Raw genomic sequence first — 21,570 nt, 5'->3', positions numbered from 1 at the left:
CCCTCGCATCCCTTCCCAAGGAGAACCCTCTGATTATGCGCCTTTCAACCTCCCTGATCGCAGTGTGCACCACGACCATGGCCCTGGTAACTCCGCTGGCTGCAGCCGACGACGCTTCTGGTAGCGCTCAGCCCGCCGCGCAGAGCCAGAGCGGACAGAACGGTCAGAGCTCCGCTGGCGGAAGCTCGATGAACATCGGTCACACCAACACCTCCGGCCTCTCCGAGGAGTGCGCGGATGCGGTGCGCAAGGCGCGCGAGGAGCACGAAAACGCGGTGGCCGATGACACTGCGGGCTCGTCCTTCATGGGGCCGAAGGAGCTCGGACTCGGCATCCTTAACGGTTATGGTTCCTCCGGTATGCCGGCAGAGCCAGACTGCGTCCAGGAAGAAAAGGACGCTGAGCTGGAGAAGGAATGGGACGAGATGCCGGATTGGGTACAGTCTGCACGCCCCAATGACACGGCCGAGGAGGTCTTTGCGTGGATCGGTGGCGCGGCTGCGTTACTTTCCGTCGGCATCAACCTGCTGGCCGCGGTCGCGCAGTCCAACCCGGCTGTCCTCAACGACCTGCGTGCCTTCCTCAAGAGCCACGGTTTCTACTGGGATAACACCAAGAAGAAGGAAGAGGCCGACGCGGCTGAGGAATAATTCTCTACCGTACGATCTCGAAGGCGCGAACCACACTTGGTTCGCGCCTATTTATTTCGTCCTCGGACGGGACCGCGCGCTAGAGCATTTGCGCGCCCCAGCCCGGGCGACGGGTTAGAACAGTTCCTCCGTGGCGATCTGTGCGCCTTCGACGAGGGACTCCAGCTTTGCCCACGCGATCTGGTGATGCAGGCGTCCACCGAGACCGCAGTCCGTCGACGCGATGACGTTCTCGGGGCCCACCAGCTCGGCGAAACGGATGATGCGATCCGCCACCAGGCGCGGGTGCTCCACGGCGTTCGTGGAGTGCGAAATCACGCCCGGGTAGATGACGGTGCCCTCCGGCAGCTTGTGGTCCTGCCACACACGCCACTCGTGCGCGTGGCGCGGCGAGGCACCCTCGAAGGAGAAGCCGCCGACCTTGGCCTGCAGGATCTCTTCAATGATGTCCGCGAACGGAATATCCGTCACGTGCGGGCCGTGCCAGGAACCCCAGCAGATGTGCAGACGGGTCTGCTCGCGCGGGATGTCCTTGATGGACTCGTTGAGGATATCAATGCGCTCGCGCAGGAAACCACGGAAATCCTCCACCGACGGCTCCGGATTAATTTGATCCCATGCCTCGGCCAGGTCCGGAGCATCGAACTGAACGGTCAGACCGGCATCGGCAATAGCCTTGTACTCGGTGCGCAGCGCTTGTCCGACATCGTGCAGCAACTGGTGCTCATCATCGTAATAGCGATTCGTCAACCGAGCAGCTGATCCCGGGGACAAGGCGGCGACGAAGCCTTCGGTACCTTCGGGGAGGGCGTCAGAAAGCAGCTTTACGTCTGCTTCAACCTGGTCCTGGCCGATGTACGTAACTGGGCCGGTGAACTCCGGATTGGCTACTTTTTTACGCCCAGAAAAAATCCCTGACTCTGGGTCGTTGTACGCCTCAGAAAAGAGCGCACGGTCGCGGCGGTCAATAAAAGATGTCAACCGCGGCTTACCCGGTTCAGAGCGAACAATTTCCGCGTCTTCCCAGCGGTCCTTGTCCGTCATGGTCAATCCACCCAGGCGGGTAAAGGAGTAGTTCCACCAAGCGCCATAGTCCACAGCGCCGGAGGTGATGTGGCCGTACTCGCCCTCGTTGATGATGTCGATGCCGAGATCAACCTGGCGCTTGACCACGTCAGCGACCGAGCGCTGAAGAATCTCGTGGAACTTCTCATCGGAGATGGTGCCGGCAGAACGCTCGAGGTTAGCCTCCAGCAGCTCCTTGGTGCGTGGCAGTGAGCCGACGTGGGTGGTGCGGATCTTATTGACCATAGGAGGTACATTCCCTTTCAACTAGACTGTGCTGTCTAGCGTAACCCACGTACGAAGCACGGCCCGCTTCATTCTGTACTTTTATTCAGCATGCGGCCCCAACACGTGGGCTCACCCAAGGATGCCGGCGCCCATCGTCGCCTTGAGATCACCCATGAGGTTGCTGGAGCGCTCCACACGCAGATGTTCGCCGAGGACCATCATGGTGGACTCTTCGCCGTCGACAAGCGTGAGGTACACGTCGGACTCACCCTTGTTGTTGACCAAGACCTGCTTGAGCCGCGCAATGTTGTCCATCGTGCACTGATCCGTGCGCATGGTCAGTCGCAGCGGCAGCCCAGCACCGTTGCCCGGCCCCAAATCGGGAACGCGGATATCGGAGCAGAACAGGGACATGCGCTCATCGCGAATCTTCACCTGAACCTTGGCCAGGATGATGTTGTCTTCCGCAATCTGCGGGGCCACCAGCGAGTACACCTGGTTGAACACGAGGATATCCACTTGGGCGCCGTTATGGTCCTCGATGCTGACGATGGCCCAGGGCGAGCCATCGCGCTTGGAAAAGCGCCTGTCGACGCCCGAGATAATGCCGCCGATCACCAGCTCCTGCCCGTTGCCGACTTCACCGTTGAGGATCTTCGTAATCGGGGTGTCGGTCTGCGCGTTGAGGGCTTCCTCGAAGCCATCGAGTGGGTGGCCGGACACATACAGGCCGAGCATCTCCCTCTCCAAGGCCAGCTCGTGCTTGCGATCCCAGTTCTCATCTGGGATATCGATGGCGAAGGCGGAGACAGAGTCGCCCTGTTCATCACCACCGCCAAAGCCAGCGAAGAGGTCAAATTGGCCCTTGTCGGCTGCTTTTTTGGTAGTCTGCACCGAATCCACGGCATCCTCGTGGATGAGCATGAGGCCCTTGCGCGGGTGTTCCAGGGAATCGAAGGCTCCGGCCTTGATGAGGGATTCGGTCACGCGCTTCGAACAGGCCGCCAGCTCGATCTTCTCCAGGTAATCGGAGAAGGACGTAAAGGCGCCTTTCTCACGGCGGGTCTTCACGATGGAATCCACCACTTCCCCACCGACGTTGCGGATAGCGCCCATGCCGAAGCGGATATCCTCGCCCACGGCCTGGAAGGTTTCTTGGGACTCATTGACGTCCGGGGAGAGCACGCGGATGCCCAGGTGGCGGCAGTCGGCCAGGTAGATAGCGGACTTATCCTTCTTGTCACCCACCGAGGTCAGCAGCGCGGCCATGTACTCCGGCGCGTAATAGGCCTTCAGGTAAGCCGTCCAGAAGGACACCAACCCGTAACCGGCGGCGTGGGACTTGTTAAACGCGTAGGAGGCGAAGGGCTCAATGGTGCCCCACAGAGCGTCCATGGCTTCCTTGGAGTAGCCATTGTCCTTCATGCCGCCCCAGAATTTGTCATACTGCTGGGCCAGGACTTCCGGCTTCTTCTTACCCATGGCCTTACGGAAGCCATCTGCCTCGCCGGCGGTGTAGTTCGCCACCTTCTGCGAGATACGCATGATCTGCTCCTGGTACACGATAAGACCGTAGGTCTCATCGAGGATCTCCTTAAGCGGCTCCTCCAGCTCGGGGTGAATCGGGGTGATTTCTTTGCGGCCGTTTTTGCGGTCCGCGTAATCCCAGTGCGCGTTCACACCCATCGGGCCCGGACGGTAGAGCGCCAGCGACGCCACGATGTCCTTAAAGCCCGTTGGTTTCATACGCTTGAGCAGCTCCTGCATGCCGCCCGAGTCGAGCTGGAACACGCCCAGGGTATCGCCGCGCGAGAGCAGGTCATAGACCTTTGAGGCATTCGGGTCATCGGCATGGAGGTCTTCTAGGTGGACTTCCTCGCCACGGTTCTTCTTGATGTTTTCCAGGCAGTCACCAATCACGGTGAGGTTGCGCAGGCCCAGGAAGTCCATCTTCAGCAGGCCGATGGCCTCACAGGCCGGGTAGTCCCAGCCGGTGATGTAGGCGCCGTCGGCGGGGCGCTTCCACATCGGGATGTGGTCCATGAGGCGGACCGAGGCCATAATCACCGCACAGGCGTGCACACCGGCCTGGCGGACCACACCCTCGAGGCCGCGTGCGGTCTCATAAATCTTCTTGACGTCCGGGTCGGTCTCAATCATCTGCCGGACCTCGGTCGCCTCCGAGTAGCGCTCGTGCTCGGGGTCCATGATGCCGGCGAGCGGGATGTCCTTGGCCATGATGGCAGGCGGCAGTGCACCGTTAATGCGGTCCGCCATCTGGAAGCCCGGCTGGCCAAAGTGCACCTTGGCGGAGTCCTTAATGGCCTGCTTGGTCTTCACGGTGCCGAAGGTGATCACCTGGGCAACTTTGTCCTCGCCCCAGCGTTCGGCAGCGTAGGTAATCATCTCGCCGCGGCGGCGATCATCGAAGTCGATATCGATATCCGGTGCAGACGGACGCTCCGGGTTCAAGAATCGCTCGAAGAGCAGGCCGTGCTCGATGGGGTCAATGTTGGTAATGGTCAGCGCGTAGGCCACGAGTGCACCGGCCGCCGAACCACGGCCCGGACCAACGCGAATTCCGATGGACCGCGCGTGTTTGATGAGCTCGGCCACGATGAGGAAGTAAGAGGGGTAGCCCTTCATGTCGATGACGCTGATCTCGTACTCAGCGCGATCGATGTACTCCTGCGGCACATCCCCACCGTTGAAGCGATCCTTCAGTCCTTCCATCACCTCGTGGGTCAGCCAGGAGGTTGGGGTGTGGCCCTCGGGGACGTCGGCAATCGGCATGCGATCGTGGGTGTGCTCCTCCCAAATCGCACCGTAGTCCTGCACGCGCTCCGCAATCCACAGGGTGTTATCGCACGCCTCCGGCACCATGTGATCCCACAGCTCACGCATCTGTTGGGCGGTCTTGATATAGTAGCCGGTGCCGTCGAACTTGAAGCGGTCCGGGTCCATAAAGGTCTTGCCCGTCTGCACACAAAGCATAGCCTCATGCGCCGGGGCTTGGGACTCCAGCACGTAGTGGCAGTCATTGGTCACCAACGGCGGCAAGTCCAGCTTGCGGCCGATCTCCAGCAGGCCGTCGCGCGTGCGCTTCTCGATGTCCAGCCCATGGTCCATGAGCTCCAGGAAGAAGTTGTCCTTACCGTAGATGTCTTGCCACATCGCGGCAGCCTCGAGAGCCTCGTTGAACTGGCCCAAGCGCAGGCGGGTCTGCACGTCGCCGGAGGGGCAGCCGGTGGTCGCGATGATGCCTTCGGCGTGCTCGGCAATAAGCTCCGCGTCCATGCGCGGCCACTTTCCTAACTGGCCCTCGTAAGAAGCCAAGGAGGAAAGCTTGAACAGGTTCCGTAGGCCGGTTTCATTCTCCGCCAGCATGGTCTGGTGCAGGTAAGCACCGGAGGCGGAGACGTCATCGCGCTTCTGGTCCGGGGTTCCCCACAGCACGCGCTTCTTGTTGAAACGTGACTCAGGAGCCAGGTAGGCCTCGATGCCGATGATTGGTTTAATGCCGGCGCTGGTCATCCTTTGATAGAAGGCATTGGTTCCATACATGTTGCCGTGGTCGGTCATACCGACTGCCGGCATGCCTTGGCGGAGAACCTCATCCGCCAACATGTCCACCTTGGCCATGCCATCCAGCATGGAGAATTCGGTGTGGTTGTGCAGATGGACGAAGGAGGAGTTTTTGGCCATGCGGCTCATCTTAGCGGGGCCGTCAAACTTCGCCCGTAGGTCCTCGTTAAGGTACATTTTCTTAAATGTTCTACACTATTGCCGCCTATCTCATGTGGGGCTTCTTCCCAGCGTTCTTCCCGCTGCTGCGCCCCGCGAGCCCGTTTGAGATCTTGGCCCACCGCATCGTGTGGACTGCGGTTCTCGTCACCGCAATGCTGCTGGTGACCGGTGGCTGGCGCGAGCTGAAAGCGTTCAGCTTGCGCACCTGGGGGTGGATGTTCGCCTGCGGCGTGGCCATCACCATCAACTGGGGTACCTATGTCATCGCCATCAACAGCGATCACGTGGCCGATGCCGCACTGGGCTATTTCATTAACCCGCTCGTCTCCGTGGCCCTCGGCATTATCTTCCTCAAGGAGAAGCTGACGAAGGCGCAGGTGGCGTCGGTCAGCATCGCCTTCATCGCGGTGTTGTGGCTGACCTTCATGACCGGCCAGGCCCCCTATTATTCGCTGGCCTTGGCCTTCAGCTTCGGAATATACGGCCTGCTCAAGAAACGCATCACGGTCTCTTCGATGGGCTCAGTGGCCGCGGAAACCTTGGTCATGCTCCCCTTCGCGCTGGTCTACCTGGGCTACCTCCAGGCACAGGGCGAATCCACCTTCACGACCGAAGGCCCCGAGCACGTCGCACTGCTGGTCACCTCCGGCCTCGTCACCGCTCTGCCGCTGTTGTGTTTCGCCCAGGGCGCTAAGCACCTGCGCCTGTCTACGCTCGGCATGCTGCAGTACATGACCCCCATCATGCAGATGCTGTGGGCGCTGTTCGTGACCCAGGAGCACATGTCCACCGAACGCTGGATTGGCTTTGCCATCATCTGGGTTGCGGTGATCATCTACCTTGCAGACTTGGTGCGCATGGGCCGCGCTTCTCGACGCCGCGCCCGCCTCCACCCCGCCGACGCGTCACCCACCGCAGAGGGCTAACGGCGCTTCAGCTCCTCGCGCGCCTGCTTAGCCTCGGCGCGCCGGGCGGATTCCTCGCGTGCATTAAGCGCCCACCGCGGCATGAGGATGGCCATGGCGATGCAGTAGATGGCCACCACGATGAGAATGCCGAAGGTGAGCTTGTCCGCTCCCCAGATTCCTTGCGCGATGGCGGCCCCAGAGGCGATGAACGCGCCCGCCCACATCAAGAGGTAGGCAAAGCGGTAGTTCGGCGGCCACTCGGATGTGTTGGGAAACAGGCGCATGTCTTCTCCTCGGCTGTTCTAGCGGTTCTCATTCTGTCCGACGTTGGCGGGCGGGCGCACGCCGAAGGAGCCCCACGCGGCGTCAGCGGGCGCGACCTCCACGGTATCGACCCGCGGATCGTTAGCGAGGGCGCGCAGTTGACTCCCCCCGGAATAGACCACGACGGCATCGACCTTCGCTGGTGCATCCTCCGCCATGTCACGGGCATGGTCGGCCACGCGGGCCAAGACGGTATCGATAACGTCGGCGCGCGTGGCGCCGGCGACAGGCTCGGGGACCGCGATGGGCGCGGCCAGCCCGATCACGATGGCATCCATGCGCTCGACGGGCTGCAGGGCGTCGCTCACGTCCTGCGGACTCAGCGGCTCGCGAAAGCCCACCAGCGCGTAGGCCGGATCGGTTGCGTGCGCTAATGAGGTCTCCGCGCGCTCCCGATAATCGGCCGCGCTCTCCGAGCCATCAGGGCCAAGCTGGTCTCCCTGCACCGCCGTGCTGGGCTGCGTTCCGAAAAGCCCGAAGGCGACCACCACGGCCAAAGCGAGCACGGCCAACAGCACCAGCGCCGCGGCACGGCGGCGCCGGTAAATGCGTTGGCTGGTGCTTCGCTGCGGGCTCATCCGCGCAAAACCTCCACGGCGTGCTTGAGATCGTCCGGGTAGGGTGCAGTGCACTCGAACCACTTGCCGGTTCCCGGGTGGGTAAAGCCGAGTTCGACCGCGTGCAGCCACTGGCGGTTAAGCCCCACACGCTTGGCCAGGTTCGGGTCACAGCCATACATCGGATCGCCTACGCAGGGATGCCCGGTGGCGGACATGTGGACACGGATCTGGTGGGTGCGGCCGGTCTCCAAATGGACTTCGAGGAGGCTGGCCTCGCGGAAGGCCTCCAGCAGCTTGTAATGTGTCACCGCCGGTTTGCCATCATCGACGACCCCAAATTTCCAGCCCGCCGAAGGATGGCGGCCAATGGGCGCATCAATGGTCCCCACGATGGGATCCGGCAGGCCTTGGACCACGGCGTGATAGGTCTTCTGCACGGTGCGCTCGCGGAAGGCGTTCTTGAGTTGGGAGTAGGCGCGCTCGCTGGCGGCCACCACCATGACGCCCGAGGTCCCCACGTCGAGACGGTGGACAATACCCTTGCGTTCGGTCGGGCCGGCGTCGGCAAGCGCATAGCCTGCTGCCCGCAGCCCGCCGATGACGGTGGGCCCATCCCAACCCAACGTGGGGTGCGCAGCCACACCCACGGGCTTGCACACGCAGATGATGTCCTCGTCCGCGTAGAGAACATCCATGCCCTCCACCAGCTCTTCTTTGGGGATGAGCGGTTCCTCCGGCGCTGGCATCATGACATCGATCCAGCCGCCAGCACTTAAGCGCTCGGACTTGCCCACGGCGGCACCATCGATTTCCACGTCTCCCGCCGCGCACAACTGGGCCACCCGGGCCCGCGAAATACCCAAGAGCTTGGCCAGGGCGGCATCCGCGCGCATGCCATCGAGGCCCTCGGGCACCGGCAACCTACGACTTTCGCGCATCAAGCTTCCCCCGCTTCCTGCTCTTGTGGCTTTTCTTTCATCTCTGCCCAGAACATCGCGCTGATAAAGACCACGACGCCACAGGTAATGGCCGCATCTGCAATATTGAAAACAGCGAAGCTGCCCACGGAGATGTAATCCACCACGTGCCCAAACCAAAACCCCGGCTCACGCACGAGGCGGTCGATGAAGTTGCCCAGGGCACCTCCGGCGATCATGGCCAGGCCTATCGCCTGCCACTTATCGTGAATGCGCGGGGCGGCGATGGCCACACCAATGATGAAGACCAATTGGATCGTGGTAAACAGCCACGTCGAGCCCTCCCCGCCCATAGAGAAGGCAGCGCCGGGGTTAAACAGAAGGTAGAAGCGGAACCAATCACCAAAGACCGGTAGGGCTTCACCTTCAGTGAGGATGGACAGCATCAGCGCCTTCACGGCTTGGTCGACGGCAGCCACACCGAGCACCACCGCGACCATCACTCCGATATAACTCCTTGCTTTCACCCGTTCCATTCTAAACAGGCTCATCCGGTAATTTGGAATGCGTGTTTCGTGTGAGAGCCCTAGCAGTCCTGTCCGCCACCGTCCTGGGAGTCGCCGGCGCGCTCGCCGGCTGTTCCTATTCCCAGCCGGCCAAGCCCGTCGAGGAGCCAGTGGGGCTGGCCCTCGATGCCCCGCGCGTGACCCTCCTAGAACCAGGTGACGGCGCCGGTCAGGTCCTGGCTTTTAAGGACCTCGATGCCACGCAGGAACTCACCTATGAGGTCGCCACGGGCTTCGACCAGCAGCTACGCAAGGACGGCAGCGCCGCCCCTTCACCGGAAGCTCAGGACAAGGTCACTCTTCCGCTCCAGGCCTCGGTGGAGGCTGCCACCGAGAATGTCGAAGGCCAACTTCCAGCCAGCCGCAACGCGTTCGTCACCGTCGGAAAGCCGGAGGCTGACGGCGCGGATGTCTCCTCCGCCGAGGGCTTCCAGTTTGGATGGCGCGGCACGGATACGGGCCAGATGAACTCGCTGCGCCTGGCCGCCCCGCAGGCGGCGACCGATCAGGCCCGCAGCACCGTCGAGCGCGCCATCACCAGCCTGACCTCACTGCCCATCGTCTTCCCTGATGAGGAAATCGGCCCGGGTGCGACGTGGGTGGTGGAATCGCGCGTCACTGGCGAATCCACGCTGTTGCAAACCACGACCTATACCTTGGACAAGCTGGACGGGGATATCGCTGAGCTCAGCGTGAAGATTGAGCAGCGGCCTTCCCTGGGCGCACTGTCCTTCGACGGCGCCGACGCCCCCGAAGAGCTACGTGGCAAGGAGCTGAAGGTTACGGACCACACATCGACCTCGGAGGGCTCCGTTACCGTTGATCTGACCAAACCGCTTCCCACCGCCGGCGACGTCTCCGTGACTACCGCCATTTCTTATGGTGCGGACAGCTCCGATCTTCGCGTGGTGCAAACCAGCGCCACCGATATGACGTTCACCACCGACTAGTCCGCTGCGCGCCGCGCCTGCCCCGCATCAGGCAACCGCGCGCCGACCTTCGGACAGCACAGCGCCCGCCACCCACTGGCTCTCAATCCAGTGTGGTGGCGGGCGCTGAAGCTTGAATCCCAGTCTTACTGAGCCGGGGCGTCGGCCGGGGCCTCTGCGCCTTCTGCCGGAGCGTCGGCAGGAGCTTCGGCACCTTCTGCCGGGGCGTCGGCAGGCGCCTCTGCGCCTTCCGGTACGGAATCAGCACACATCTCCGGCACCTCTTCCGGCGGGACGATGTTGGTGACCAGGACACAGGCCCACGTCTTGGACAGCTTCCACGTACCACCCTCGTTGATGAACTCCACCTGGTCAGCGGTCTGCTGCTGGCCATCAGGGGTATTGATGTGGACGGTAGCGAGCGCGGAATCCGGCACGAGGCCAGGGATGACCGGGGCCACGACCTCGAAGGTGGCACCGGATTCGGCCTGGGACTGCGACATGACGTCGAAAAGCTCCGGCGCCGTCTCGCTGCCCTGGACCAGCTGCACCTTCTCTTCCTGCGGCAGGTTCGGGTCGGCGGCCTTGGCCAGGATCTCGTTGAGTTCCTCCACGGAGGGCATCTCGGTGGAGACAACCTGCGAGGCGGAGGTTTCGCCCGAGGGCTTAGCGGCGGTGCTGTTCTCGGCCGCGCCGTCGTCGGAAGACGAGCAGGCGGACAGGGCAGTCGCGGCGCCCAAAGCCAGGACGGCGGCGCTCAGCTTGAAGGATTTCACAAATACTCCTCACGTTGGGGATCGTGGTTCATCCCTTTTACTCTAGCGCCCGCGAGCTTCACCCTGGGTTTCCCGCGCAGGTGCGCGCCTGTAGTAGCCTGCTGGCATGACTTTTGCACTCATCGCCACCGGTGGCACCATCGCCTGCACGACGGTCCGTGACGGCTCCCTCGTCCCCACCGTCAGCGGCCAGCAGCTGGCCGCATCCCTAGGTACTGCGGGCAGCCCTCACGATATCGAGGTGGTGGAGTTCCGCGCCCTGGACTCCAGCTCGATTACTTTGGCAGACCTCGATGAGCTGCTGCTGTGCGTACGTGACCAGCTGGCCCGCCCGGACATCGACGGCGTACTCATCACGCATGGCACCGATTCCTTGGAAGAGACCGCCCTAGCGTTGTCTCTCTTCGATCTCGGTGCGGGCCCCATCGTGCTCACGGGCGCGCAGCGCGCCTTTGACCACCCGGATGGTGATGGGCCGCGCAACCTGCGCGAGGCCTATGAGCTTCTGCGCGCTGGGAAGCCGGGTGTGTGGGTGCAGTTTGGCGGCCGCACCATCCCTGGGCGCGGTGCGCGCAAGTGGCACACATCGCAGCTCAACGGCTTTGAGGAGCTGCCGGTGGGAGAAACCTCCTTAGAGCCCCTCCCCCTGGCGCCCTTGGCCAATCACCCCGTTGAGATCATCGCGGCCTACCCGGGCGCCGGCGCCACGCTTGTCGACGCCTCCCTCCCCCACACCTCCGGCCTCGTCATCGAGGCGATGGGCTCCGGCAACATGGGCGCGGAGATGGGTGCTGGGGTAACCCGCGCGCTGCAGGCGGGTGTGCCCGTGGTGATTAGCACCCGCACGCCTTATGGAGTGACAAAGCTGGCCTATGGCGGTGCAGGCGGTGGAGCCACCTTGGGCGAAATGGGCGCGGTGGCTTCCGGCGGATTCCGCGCAGGCCAAGCCCGCATCATGCTCGCCGCTGCCCTCGCCACGGGTACCCCGGTGGGCGAGATGTTTAGCTCGACCCCGCCTGCCACGACCTATACCGCGGGCTAGCTGTCCTCTCGTGGTGGGGCCTCTACCGCGTCCTCGGGGTCGGCGTCTTCATCCGGCGGGATGTCCTCCCACGCCAGTGATTCCAGCGGGTCGGCGGGGCGGAGGTCTTCATCCTCAGCCGCGAAGGAGCGCACGAACCCCGGGCCCGTAGCGCGGGTTTCAAAACGCACGCTGACCACCCCGTGGCCCGCGCCCTGGATCCAGCCGTGGCCGAAGTCGGGGTGGTAGACGTCTTGGGTCGCGCGCCACCGGTGACTCAGCGATTCTTCGGAATCCGCAGCTCCACCCGCCGGGGAAACACTCTCGGGGACAGATGGCGTCCCAGGCAGATAATCACTGACCCCGGTTTCGTAGTCCGTGTCCGGCGCCCGGCGCACAATCTCACGGTCCAGTTCCGGAAAGAGCACGTCTTGGCGGGCCTCTTCCAGCCCTGAGTAGCTCACGCCCACCAGCCTGATCGGTCCGAGCTCCTCCGGGTAGCGGGCCAAGCTCAACGCTTTGGCTTCGAGCACCTTCAGGTCATCGGTGGCGTAGGGCAAGGTGGCTGAGCGTGACTCGATGTGAAAATCTGCCATCCGCAGCTTCACCGTCACCGTGCGCGCGCCGCGCCCATCCTTGAGCAACCGAGAATGAGCACCGTGTGCCGCGCGGATCAGCGCCGCGTCTACCTCGGCTGCCGTGCGCAGATCCGTTGGGTAGGTGAATTCGGTGGAGATCTGTTTGGCAATCGCGCGCGGGGCGACGGGGCGCTCATCAATTCCCTGGGCAAGCTCCCACAGCTGCACCCCCACCACGCCGCCGAGTGAAATCTCGACTTCCTTGCGGCTCATCGCCGCCAACTGGCCGATGGTCTCCACTCCGATGGCGGCCAATTTCTGCTGCGTAACTGGGCCCGCTCCCCAGAGCTTGCCCACCGGCAGCGGGTGAATGAGCTCGTCGAAGCGCTCCTGCGGGACCACGAAGGTGCCATCCGGTTTAGCTTCCCCAGAGGCGATCTTCGCGCTCTGCTTTCCCGCACCCGCTCCAATAGAGCTGGGCAGGCCCGTCTCCGTTCGAATCACGCGGCGGAGGTTCTCTGCCCACTCGCAGACCTCGGCTGGTGAGGCACCGACGAGTGCCTCAGGCTCCATAAAGGCCTCATCGATAGATAGTTGTTCGATTACCCCGGCGTGCTGCGCAATAATCCCAAACACCCGGCGCGAGGCTGCCGAATAGACCGCCCGGCGCGGTTGCACCACCACGGCTCGATAACCCACAAGCTGCTGCGCGCGGAACATGGGCATGGCGGAATGCGCACCATAAGCGCGCGCTTCGTAGGACGCACCCGCGACGACCCCGCGGCCGGATGTCCCTCCCACCAACACCGGCCGGCCGCGCAGGGTGGGGCGGGTGAGCTGTTCCACCGAGGCAAAGAACGCATCCATGTCGATGTGAAGAACCCAGCGCTGCATAGCTACAAGTCTAAAACATATATTCGCATCCACAAGGAAGCCCTCGGCAGGCAAAGAGAACTAGCTCTCACGCGCGGCATGAGTGATCTATGCCCCACGATTGGCGTGTAGTACTAGACACTAAGACCCGCATGCATGCATCATGTATGCATGCAGAAAGACAAGGTACCTGCCGCAGAAAGGGCCTATGAGCACCTCAAGCGCCGCATCATCGATGACGAGGTCGATGACTCGGACATGCTCTCCGAAGCCGCCCTTGCCGCCGAGCTAGGAATGAGTCGCACCCCGGTGCGTGAGGCGTTTCTCCGCTTGGAGGTAGAGGGGTTTTTGAAGCTCTACCCCAAACGCGGCGCGTTGGTCGTCCCCATCAGCCCCCGCGAGATCCGTGAGGTCTACGAAGCCCGCCTCCTCGTGGACGAGAATTCTGCCCGCCACATCTGCGAGCTCCCCGCCGAAGAGCGTGGCCTTATCGCTGATGTCCTCGATGCCACGATCGAGGAACAGAAAGCCGCCCTCGACAACTCTGATCTGCGCACTTACACCCAACTGGACGCAAAGTTCCACCAGACCATCATGGACAACGGCGGCAACCGCCTCTTGGCGCACCTTGGCCACACGCTGCGCGAGCGTCAACAACGCTTCACTGCCACCGCCATTGGCCGCAGCGTCGAGAAGGCACGCGCCTTCGTAGCTCAACACGCCTTGCTTGCCGACGCCCTCCGCTCCGGCGACATCGACTCCTACCTCACCGAACTCCACTCCCACCTCAACTCCTCAAGGAAGCAACTGTGACTGTCTCTGCGCATTCGAACCCTGCTGTCGAGGCGCCCACCACCGAGCACGACGCCATTCTGGACACCGACGCTGCCGAAAGCCCCACCTCCTCGCGCTCGTCTATCCACTCGGACGGAACACCGCTGTCGCCGCGCGCGTGGTTCCCCGTCGCCGGTTCCATGATCGCCGTGGCGTGGGGCGGAAACGAGTTCACCCCGCTGCTGGTGATGTACCGCGAGAGCTCCAACTTTTCCCAGGTGACGGTCAACGGGCTCTTGGCCGCCTACGTCGTGGGCATCATCCCCGCCCTTCTGATCGGCGGCCCACTGTCCGATCTGCTGGGCCGCCGCCCCCTGCTGCTCCCTGCAGCGCCGCTGTCTTTGGCGGGGTCTTTCTTGCTGTCCATCGCGCCCAACGAGCCACTCATCATCGCACTGGGACGTGTCCTATGCGGCATGGCCTTGGGATTGGTCATGGCCGTGGGCTCAACGTGGATTACGGAGCTCATCACGAGGGCTGGCGGTGACCCGGCGGCGGCGCCCGCAAGGCTTCCTTGTGTTTGACTGCCGGTTTCCTCGTCGGCGCGGGCATCGCTTCGGTGCTCGCCCAGTGGGGTCCGTGGCCGACGCACACGGCTTATATCCTCCACATGCTGCTTACGTTGCTGACCGCCGTGTGGATCCTGCATACTCCGGAGACCCGCCAGCCCACCCGGGGCGACGTCAAGACCACCATCTTGGAGCTTCGGGTGCGCGACATGCTGGAGATGCTGCACATTCCCGCCGTTGCTCACAAGCGTTTCCTACGCGTCGTCGTCCCTGTGGCCCCGTGGGTATTCGGTTGCGCGGGAGCGGCCTATGCGCTCCTGCCACAGCTGTTGTCCGACTCGGCAGGCGATGCCCCCATCGCTTTCTCCGGCCTGATGACCGTTATCACCCTGGGGTGCGGTGTCGCTGTCCAGATGTTGGGCCGACTGGTGGATACCCATAAGTCTGCGCGCGCCTCGGCGCTGGCCATGTTCGTCATCACCGTCGGCGCCATCCTCGGAGCCTTCGCCGCCCACTCGCTCTCCCTGCCGCTCGGCATCGCCGCCGCCGCGACCATGGGCGCAGGATACGGCCTGGCACTCGTCGCCGGCTTGTCGGAGGTCCAACGCATCGCGGGCGAGCGTGAGCTCGCCGGCCTGACCGCCGTGTACTACTCCATTTCCTACACCGGTTTCTTCATCCCGATGGCTTTCAGCGCCCTCGCACCTTACCTTGGTTTCACCGCGTTGTTCAGCATCGGTAGCTTCTTGGCACTGGTCTGCCTCATCAATGTCATCCTTGCTTGGCGCGCACACCTACCCGGCACCCGCCGCTAACACCGGCCCCACCAGTCGGGCGCCCTCCTCTGGGCCGCACTGCGCTACCTGTGCACAGATGCTAAAAGCTCCGCCTCCCACATCCGGGAAGCGGAGCTTTTCTGCGACCGTTAACGTCGCTGTTGCCGTCTTAGGCCTTAGCCACCGTGGCGGTTACGCCCTTAAGAACGTCGTGGACATGCTGGCCAGCTCTAGCCTCGAGGGCCTCGGTCGTCACGGTGAAGTCGACGGCGAGCACCTCTGCCGCGATGTGCTCGCGGTGGCGGTTGGCCCACTCTTCCTTCTCCGCGGGGACAGACAGGACCACGGTGATGCGGTCGGTGACCACGAAGTCCTCGGCCTTGCGAGCATCCTGCAGGCCGCGGATGACATCCGCCGCCCAGCCCTCAGCCTCCAGCTCTTCGTTGACGTTGGTATCCAATACCACTAGGCCATCCACGCCGTCCACACGCGCCGTGGACTCCGGGTTCGCAGCCTTGAGACGTTCCGTGTACTCATCCGGGGTCAGGCGGATATCGCCGTCAACGATAACCTCCTCGCCGTCGCGCTCGTAGTTGCCCGCCTTCAAGTTCTTGATGGCGCGCTGTACGTCCTTGCCCAAGCGCGGGCCCGCCACCTTGGCGTTGCAGACAACCTCGAAGGTGCCGACCTCATCGACGTCATCGGTCAGCTCAACGTCCTTGACGTTGACCTCATCGCGGATGATGTCCTTGAAGTCGGCCAAGCGAGCCGAATCCGGCATCGCGACGGTCAGCTTCGGCAGCGGCAGGCGGTTACGCAGCTTATTGGACTTGCGCACAGACGACGCCGCCGAAGCCACCGCGCGGGTGGCATCCATAGCGGCCACCAGGTTCGCGTCAGCCGGGTAGTCCTCAGCCTTCGGGTAGGAAGCCAAGTGCACAGAGCGCTCACCGGTCAGGCCGCGGTAGATGACCTCAGCCACGTGCGGCAGTAGCGGAGCCACCACGCGGGACACAGTCTCCAGCACCGTGTAGAGGGTGTTGAAAGCCTCTGCGTGGGTTTCCTCGCCCTCCCAGAAACGGTCGCGGGAGCGGCGCACGTACCAGTTAGTCAAGGCATCCGCGAAGAGGCGAACCTCCTCGGTTGCCGTAGCAATATCGGTATTCGCCAACGCATCATTCGTGTTCTTTACCAAGTCATGCGTCTTGGCCAAGATGTAGCGGTCCAGAACGTTGGTGGAGCTGACATCGAACGTCGCGTCCTGGGAAGCGTAGAGCTGCAGGAAGGTGTAGGCATTCCAGATCGGCAGGATGGCCTGGCGCACGCCCTCACGGATGCCCTGTTCGGTGACGATGAGGTTGCCACCGCGCAAGATCGGCGAGGACATGAGGAACCAGCGCATCGCATCCGAGCCATCGCGGTCGAAGACCTCGTTGACGTTCGGGTAATTGCCCTTGGACTTGGACATCTTCAGTCCGTCATTGCCCAGAACGATGCCGTGGGCCACAACCTTCTTGTAGGCCGGGCGGTCAAAGAGCGCGGTGGACAGCGCATGCATGACGTAGAACCAGCCGCGGGTCTGACCGGAGTACTCCACGATGAAATCAGACGGCGAGTGGGTCTCAAACCACTCCTTGTTCTCAAACGGGTAATGCTTCTGCGCAAACGGCATCGAGCCGGACTCAAACCAGCAGTCCAACACGTCCGGCACGCGGCGCATCGTGGACTTGCCCGTCGGATCATCCGGGTTCGGGCGAGTCAGTTCATCGATGTGCGGGCGGTGCAGGCTGGTCGGGCGCACGCCAAAGTCACGCTCCAGCTCATCCAGGGAGCCGTAGACATCCACGCGCGGGTACTCCGGGTCATCGGAGATCCACGCCGGGATCGGAGCGCCCCAGTAGCGGGTACGAGAGATGTTCCAATCGCGAGCGCCCTCCAGCCACTTGCCGAACTGGCCGTCACGGATGTGCTCCGGCAGCCACTCGATCTCGTTGTGGTTGAGCTCCACCATGCGGTCGCGGAACTCGGTCACCTTGACGAACCATGCAGGCAGCGCCATGTAGATGAGCGGTTCGCCGGAGCGCCAGGAGTGCGGGTAGGAGTGCTCGATGGTCACGTGGCGCACCACGCGGCCAGCTTCCTTCAGGTCCTTGATGATGCCCTTGTTAGCGTCGAAGACCAGCTGGCCCTCGTAAGGTGGCACCTGCGAGGTGAACTTGCCATCCTCATCCACCGGAATGACCAGGCCCACACCGTACTTCTGGCAGGTGAGCATATCGTCCTCACCGAAGGCCGGAGCCTGGTGGACCACACCGGTACCGTCCTCAGTGGTGACGTAATCTGCGAGCAGCAGCTGGTAGGCATTCTCGACATCCGGGAAGAAATCGAAGATGGGCTGGTACTTAAAGCCCTCGAGCTCAGCGCCCTTGAACGTTTTGAGAACTTCCGCCTCACCCAGCTCCTTGGCCAGGGTGCCGGTGAGCGCTTCGGCCATGATGAAGGTGCGGCCAGCAAAGTCGCCCTCGGTGGCCTTGAACAGGACGTAGTCGACCTCCGGGTGGACCGCCAAAGCCAGGTTGGACGGCAGGGTCCACGGGGTGGTGGTCCAGGCGAGGAAGGAGGCGTCGGCAAGCTCGGCGTTATCCGCCAACGTCTTCTCCGCCGCGCTTCCCTCCACAGCGCCCGCTACCGGGAAGGTCACCGTCAGGGTCGGATCCTGACGCATCTTGTAAGAATCATCCAGGCGCGTCTCCTGGTTCGACAGCGAGGTGTGCTCAGCCCAGGAGTACGGCAGAACCCTGAAGCCCTGGTAGATCAGGCCCTTGTCGTAGAGCTCCTTAAACGCCCACATCACGGACTCCATGTAGTTCAAGTCCATGGTCTTGTAACCGTTTTCAAAGTCCACCCAGCGAGCCTGGCGGTTGACGTACTCTTCCCACTCATCGGTGTACTCGAGGACGGACTTGGCGCAGTACTCGTTGAACTTCTCCAGGCCCATCTCCTCGATCTGGGCCTTGTCGGTGATGCCGAGCTGCTTTTCTGCTTCCAGCTCCGCCGGCAGGCCGTGGGTGTCCCAGCCGAAGACGCGCGGGACGTGGTTGCCGGCCATGGTGCGGTAGCGCGGGACGATGTCCTTGACGTAACCGGTCAACAGGTGGCCGTAGTGTGGCAGGCCGTTGGCAAAGGGAGGGCCATCATAAAAGACGTATTCGGGGCAGCCCTCGGTTTGCTCGAGGCTGGCTTTAAAGGTGTCGTCGGCCCTCCAGTACTTCTGGACCTCCTGCTCCATATCGGGGAAACGGGAAGACCCAGTAGTCATATCGACTTTGGGATAAACGCTGCCGACGTTCGCGGGGTTATTACTCATCTAAAAATTCCTTCACTCGTTCGCTGTGGCGGGGACGCGCCTTACGGCTCGCGGTACCACCCCGCTTGGGCGCCGAGGCGCCCCGCTTCGTTGATGTGAAGGAGATGACGGTCCCTACCCGCCCAGTTCTAATAATGCTCCGCTAAGCGCAAAGCACGTTCTTCCGGAATGCTCCCCGGTGATAGCCGGCTCACTGCATACGCCTAAAAGTATAGCGAGCCGGTCAAGTTTTCACAGGCGCAGGTTCCCGAAAGCCCCAAAATAGAAACGCCAGTACACGAAAGAGGCACCTGGGATAAGGTTTTCCACAGGAACATTTTTTCTAATGCGCGCAGGCCATAAGGTGTTTTAAGCTCCACTGTCATGAGCGCACTGCAGACTTTCCTTAACGCACTCGGGGCCGGCATCGATGTCGTCGCCGAGTGCGAAGGCATGTCTGAAGCAGACCTCATCGCCGCCGGATCCCCAGACAAAACCGCCGCGGAGTTGGCACGGCTGTATACGAGCTTCTTTGGCAAGACCGCCATGACGCGGATGCAACGCGACGCAGTGAAGGCAGCGCGCCAACGCAAGCATTCTTTGCCTACCTTGGAGGTCATCGACCGCTACGCCCGCAAAGCCAAAACACAAGCGTTGGGCTGGAAGCTGCGTCTAGAACTCTGCCGAACGAGCGCTGACACCCTCGCCATGGAGGCGCTGGCGAAGAAGAAGCTCAAGGAACACTCAGCACCGCCCACGCCGAAGGAGGGCGTGACTGTCTACCGCCGCCGCAATGCACCGTGGACGATGGCGATCACGGGCCCCTCGCAACTGATTGCAGAGCTTAACGACGCCGTCGACCCGGCACGCCCCCTCGAGTCCATCCGCGAGGCCTTCTTCAAAGGCGCTGCACCGCGCCGCGGCTTGCAGACCAATATCCTTGTGCCGCTGGATGCAATGACGAAAATTCTCGACGGTGACGGCGAAGAAATCACCCTCCAGATGACCAATGGCGCCACGATGACCGGGGCAGAGTACCTCAACAAGGTCATCGCCGGTGAAATCGATAAAGACGGCGCGCTCGCGACTCTTTTTCATCCCTATCACGGGCCGGTCAACCTCTACTACGAGGAGCGCTCGGCCAGCATCAAGCAGCGCATCATGGCTATGGCCGAGTTCCCAGTCTGTGCTTGGGATGACTGCCTGAAGCCGGCCGATGAATGTCAAGTTCATCACCTCATCGCGTGGAAGAACGGCGGGTACACCAACCAGGAAAACTTGGTGATGCTCTGTCCGTATCACAATGGGGTGAACCAGGACGATCCGAATGCGCCGCCGGGTCGCGGCCGCATGGCTCGGGTCAGGGGAAAAGCGAAGAGAACGTACGGCCCTCCCCCGCCACCCACGCCGCTGCAAGCGCCACCCGGGTTATTCCCAAACTCCGGGGAGCGAGACGACTAGCGACTTCACAGAAGTAGCCCTCCACCCAGAATTACCACTGGGTCGAGGGCTACTCGTCGTGCCTTAGCTGCGCGCGTTACAGATTTTCGGCGAGACCGAGCTACTCGTCGTGCTTGCGGCGCAGCTTGATCACGGTGTCTGCGATGAACAGGACGATACCCACCCCAGCCGAAGCGAAGAGCACGTACAAGGACCACTCAGCAGCGGTGAGGATGTAGTTCACGAACGCCAAGAAAGCAACAAAGGCCAGAAGCAATGCGCCGATGAGCATGTGCGCTCTCCTTTCCCCACCAATGACTAAGGGCTCTGTGCTTACAAAGAATGTATACCTACGGACGTATACCTACAGAAAAGAATAACGGCGCCCCCGCAGGGACGCCGCTCATTCAGAGATTAATCGTTGGACTTTCCGGCCTCACCGTTGGGGGCAGCGGTGCCGCGGGACTCCAACTCCTCAAGCTGGGACTGCAGCAGCGTCTTGAGGCGGGTACGGTACTCGCGCTCGAAGGTGCGCAGCTCGGAGATGCGGGCCTCCAGAGCGGTCTGCTGCTGCTTGACCGTGTTCATGACCTCGGTGTGCTTCTTCTCAGCATCTGCCTGCAGGGCAGCTGCCTTCTCCTCAGCCTGGCGAATCTGTGCCTCCGCGCGGGACGTAGCGTCGGCCTCAGTCTGCTTTGCCTTGTTTTCGGCGTCAGCCACCAGCTTCTTGGAGCGGGTATCGGCTTCCTGCAGCTGCGCGTCGTAGCGCTTCTGGGCGTCAGCAAGCTGAGCCTTGGAGTGAGAGTCAGCGTCGGCAAGCTGCTTCTCTGCAGCCGTGCGGGCCTCCGCCAGCATGGACTCGGAATCGGCCTTGGCCTCGTTGGTAAGGCGGTCTGCCATCTCCTGCGCCAGGCCCAGAACGCGGGCTGCCTGCATATGCGTGTCCGGGGTGGCGAGGCCCTGTGCGTTGGACTGTGCAGCACCTGCACCAGCCACGGCAGCAGCGGAAGATGCGGTGGTGGAGGTTGCGGAGTTCTTCTTTGCGGACTCCAGCTCCTTCTTGGTGCTCTCCAGTTCCTTCTTGGAGGCCTCGAGCTCACGCTTGGCAGCAGCAGCTTCCTCGCGTGCGGCCTTGAGCTCTGCGGAATTGTCCTGCGCCTGAGCGGCCTTCGCCTGTTCCTGGGCGCGCTTGGTTTCTTCCTTGGCCTTGGCAATCTCGTTCTTGGAGTCAGCCAGCTTTGCCTCGTACTCAGCGCGAAGCTTGGATTCGACGTCCTTGCGCACAGCGGCCTCGTCGACCTTAGCGGCAGCGGCACCGCCGGCAGCGCCGGCCGGAGCCTGAGACTTCAGCTCCTCAACCTGGGCGTGGAGATCATCGTTCTCATCCTGCAGCTGAGCAAGAGCATCCTCAACGAGATCGAGGAACTGATCGACCTCGTCCTCGTTGTAGCCACGCTTGCCAATTGGCGGCTTGCTGAAAGCGACGTTGTGTACATCAGCTGGTGACAGTGGCATTGACTTCT

Annotated in this window: 17 protein-coding genes and 1 pseudogene; 7 read left to right on the top strand and 11 right to left on the bottom strand. The window is 62.5% G+C overall.

Annotation, left to right across the window (positions count from 1 at the left end; all coding sequences use genetic code 11):
- Positions 1-35 precede the first annotated feature (35 nt).
- Positions 36-650, top strand: coding sequence for a hypothetical protein (locus FME68_RS03625; RefSeq protein ID WP_158396086.1), 615 nt, complete (start codon positions 36-38; stop codon positions 648-650).
- Between the two features lie 114 nt (positions 651-764).
- Here the strand turns inward: FME68_RS03625 and FME68_RS03620 are convergent, their stop codons facing one another.
- Positions 765-1,961, bottom strand: coding sequence for a cobalamin-independent methionine synthase II family protein (locus tag FME68_RS03620; RefSeq protein ID WP_070515726.1), 1,197 nt, complete (start codon positions 1,959-1,961; stop codon positions 765-767).
- Between the two features lie 111 nt (positions 1,962-2,072).
- A complete protein-coding gene (gene dnaE / locus FME68_RS03615) occupies positions 2,073-5,648 on the bottom strand; it encodes a DNA polymerase III subunit alpha (RefSeq protein WP_158396084.1) in 3,576 nt (1,191 codons plus the stop codon).
- Between the two features lie 65 nt (positions 5,649-5,713).
- On the opposite strand from dnaE, the gene rarD reads away from it, so the two are divergent.
- Positions 5,714-6,616, top strand: coding sequence for an EamA family transporter RarD (gene rarD, locus FME68_RS03610; protein ID WP_158396082.1), 903 nt, complete (start codon positions 5,714-5,716; stop codon positions 6,614-6,616).
- On the opposite strand, the gene FME68_RS03605 is transcribed toward rarD, so the two are convergent.
- The 4 genes from FME68_RS03605 to lspA are packed head-to-tail and all read right to left on the bottom strand — an operon-like array spanning position 6,613 to position 8,935.
- On the bottom strand, positions 6,613-6,882 hold the full coding sequence (locus FME68_RS03605) for a type II secretion system protein (protein ID WP_070512502.1): 270 nt from the start codon (positions 6,880-6,882) through the stop codon (positions 6,613-6,615). The two genes, rarD and FME68_RS03605, sit on opposite strands and share 4 nt — an antisense overlap.
- 18 nt (positions 6,883-6,900) lie before the next feature.
- Positions 6,901-7,500 (bottom strand): hypothetical protein, encoded by a 600-nt coding sequence (locus FME68_RS03600; protein ID WP_070512499.1) that lies wholly within the window; start codon positions 7,498-7,500, stop codon positions 6,901-6,903.
- Positions 7,497-8,420 (bottom strand): RluA family pseudouridine synthase, encoded by a 924-nt coding sequence (locus tag FME68_RS03595; protein ID WP_070512496.1) that lies wholly within the window; start codon positions 8,418-8,420, stop codon positions 7,497-7,499. The genes FME68_RS03600 and FME68_RS03595 overlap by 4 nt, the downstream gene beginning before the upstream one ends.
- On the bottom strand, positions 8,420-8,935 hold the full coding sequence (gene lspA, locus FME68_RS03590; RefSeq protein WP_070512491.1) for a signal peptidase II: 516 nt from the start codon (positions 8,933-8,935) through the stop codon (positions 8,420-8,422). Before lspA ends, FME68_RS03595 begins: the two co-directional genes overlap by 1 nt.
- A gap of 32 nt (positions 8,936-8,967) precedes the next feature.
- Between lspA and FME68_RS03585 the strand changes: the two genes are divergently transcribed.
- A complete protein-coding gene (locus FME68_RS03585) occupies positions 8,968-9,915 on the top strand; it encodes a DUF6263 family protein (RefSeq protein WP_328287703.1) in 948 nt (315 codons plus the stop codon).
- Positions 9,916-10,040: 125 nt separating this feature from the next.
- Here the strand turns inward: FME68_RS03585 and FME68_RS03580 are convergent, their stop codons facing one another.
- On the bottom strand, positions 10,041-10,670 hold the full coding sequence (locus tag FME68_RS03580) for a WKL family lipoprotein (protein ID WP_328287702.1): 630 nt from the start codon (positions 10,668-10,670) through the stop codon (positions 10,041-10,043).
- 106 nt (positions 10,671-10,776) lie between these two features.
- Here FME68_RS03580 and FME68_RS03575 point away from each other — a divergent pair, with 106 nt between their 5' ends.
- A complete protein-coding gene (locus tag FME68_RS03575; protein WP_158396078.1) occupies positions 10,777-11,712 on the top strand; it encodes an asparaginase in 936 nt (311 codons plus the stop codon).
- Here the strand turns inward: FME68_RS03575 and FME68_RS03570 are convergent.
- Entirely contained in the window at positions 11,709-13,163 is a 1,455-nt protein-coding gene (locus FME68_RS03570; protein ID WP_158396076.1) for a DNA polymerase IV, read from the bottom strand. The genes FME68_RS03575 and FME68_RS03570 overlap by 4 nt on opposite strands.
- Before the next feature lie 150 nt (positions 13,164-13,313).
- On the opposite strand from FME68_RS03570, the gene FME68_RS03565 reads away from it, so the two are divergent.
- Together FME68_RS03565 and FME68_RS03560 are read left to right on the top strand one after the other, a co-directional pair.
- The gene (locus FME68_RS03565) at positions 13,314-13,955 is read left to right on the top strand and encodes a GntR family transcriptional regulator (protein ID WP_144013035.1); all 642 of its coding nucleotides are present in this window, start codon (positions 13,314-13,316) and stop codon (positions 13,953-13,955) included.
- Positions 13,952-15,300, top strand: a pseudogene (locus FME68_RS03560) (MFS transporter). The gene FME68_RS03565 and the pseudogene FME68_RS03560 overlap by 4 nt, the downstream one beginning before the upstream one ends.
- 130 nt (positions 15,301-15,430) lie before the next feature.
- Here FME68_RS03560 and ileS read toward each other — a convergent pair.
- Positions 15,431-18,628, bottom strand: a complete 3,198-nt coding sequence (gene ileS, locus FME68_RS03555) for an isoleucine--tRNA ligase (protein WP_158396074.1) — start codon at positions 18,626-18,628, stop codon at positions 15,431-15,433.
- Between the two features lie 363 nt (positions 18,629-18,991).
- On the opposite strand from ileS, the gene FME68_RS03550 reads away from it, so the two are divergent.
- Positions 18,992-20,068 (top strand): HNH endonuclease signature motif containing protein, encoded by a 1,077-nt coding sequence (locus tag FME68_RS03550; RefSeq protein ID WP_070512462.1) that lies wholly within the window; start codon positions 18,992-18,994, stop codon positions 20,066-20,068.
- Positions 20,069-20,168: 100 nt separating this feature from the next.
- Here FME68_RS03550 and FME68_RS13015 read toward each other — a convergent pair whose 3' ends face one another.
- Both FME68_RS13015 and FME68_RS03545 read right to left on the bottom strand, forming a co-directional pair.
- On the bottom strand, positions 20,169-20,339 hold the full coding sequence (locus FME68_RS13015; RefSeq protein ID WP_046647978.1) for a hypothetical protein: 171 nt from the start codon (positions 20,337-20,339) through the stop codon (positions 20,169-20,171).
- A gap of 122 nt (positions 20,340-20,461) precedes the next feature.
- Entirely contained in the window at positions 20,462-21,562 is a 1,101-nt protein-coding gene (locus FME68_RS03545; RefSeq protein WP_158396072.1) for a DivIVA domain-containing protein, read from the bottom strand.
- Positions 21,563-21,570 lie beyond the last annotated feature (8 nt).

Origin of the sequence: Corynebacterium hiratae, assembly GCF_009708045.1 — a bacterium.
In the GTDB taxonomy this organism is placed as follows: Bacteria; Actinomycetota; Actinomycetes; order Mycobacteriales; family Mycobacteriaceae; genus Corynebacterium; species Corynebacterium hiratae.
This window is presented reverse-complemented; position numbering and strand designations above follow the sequence as displayed.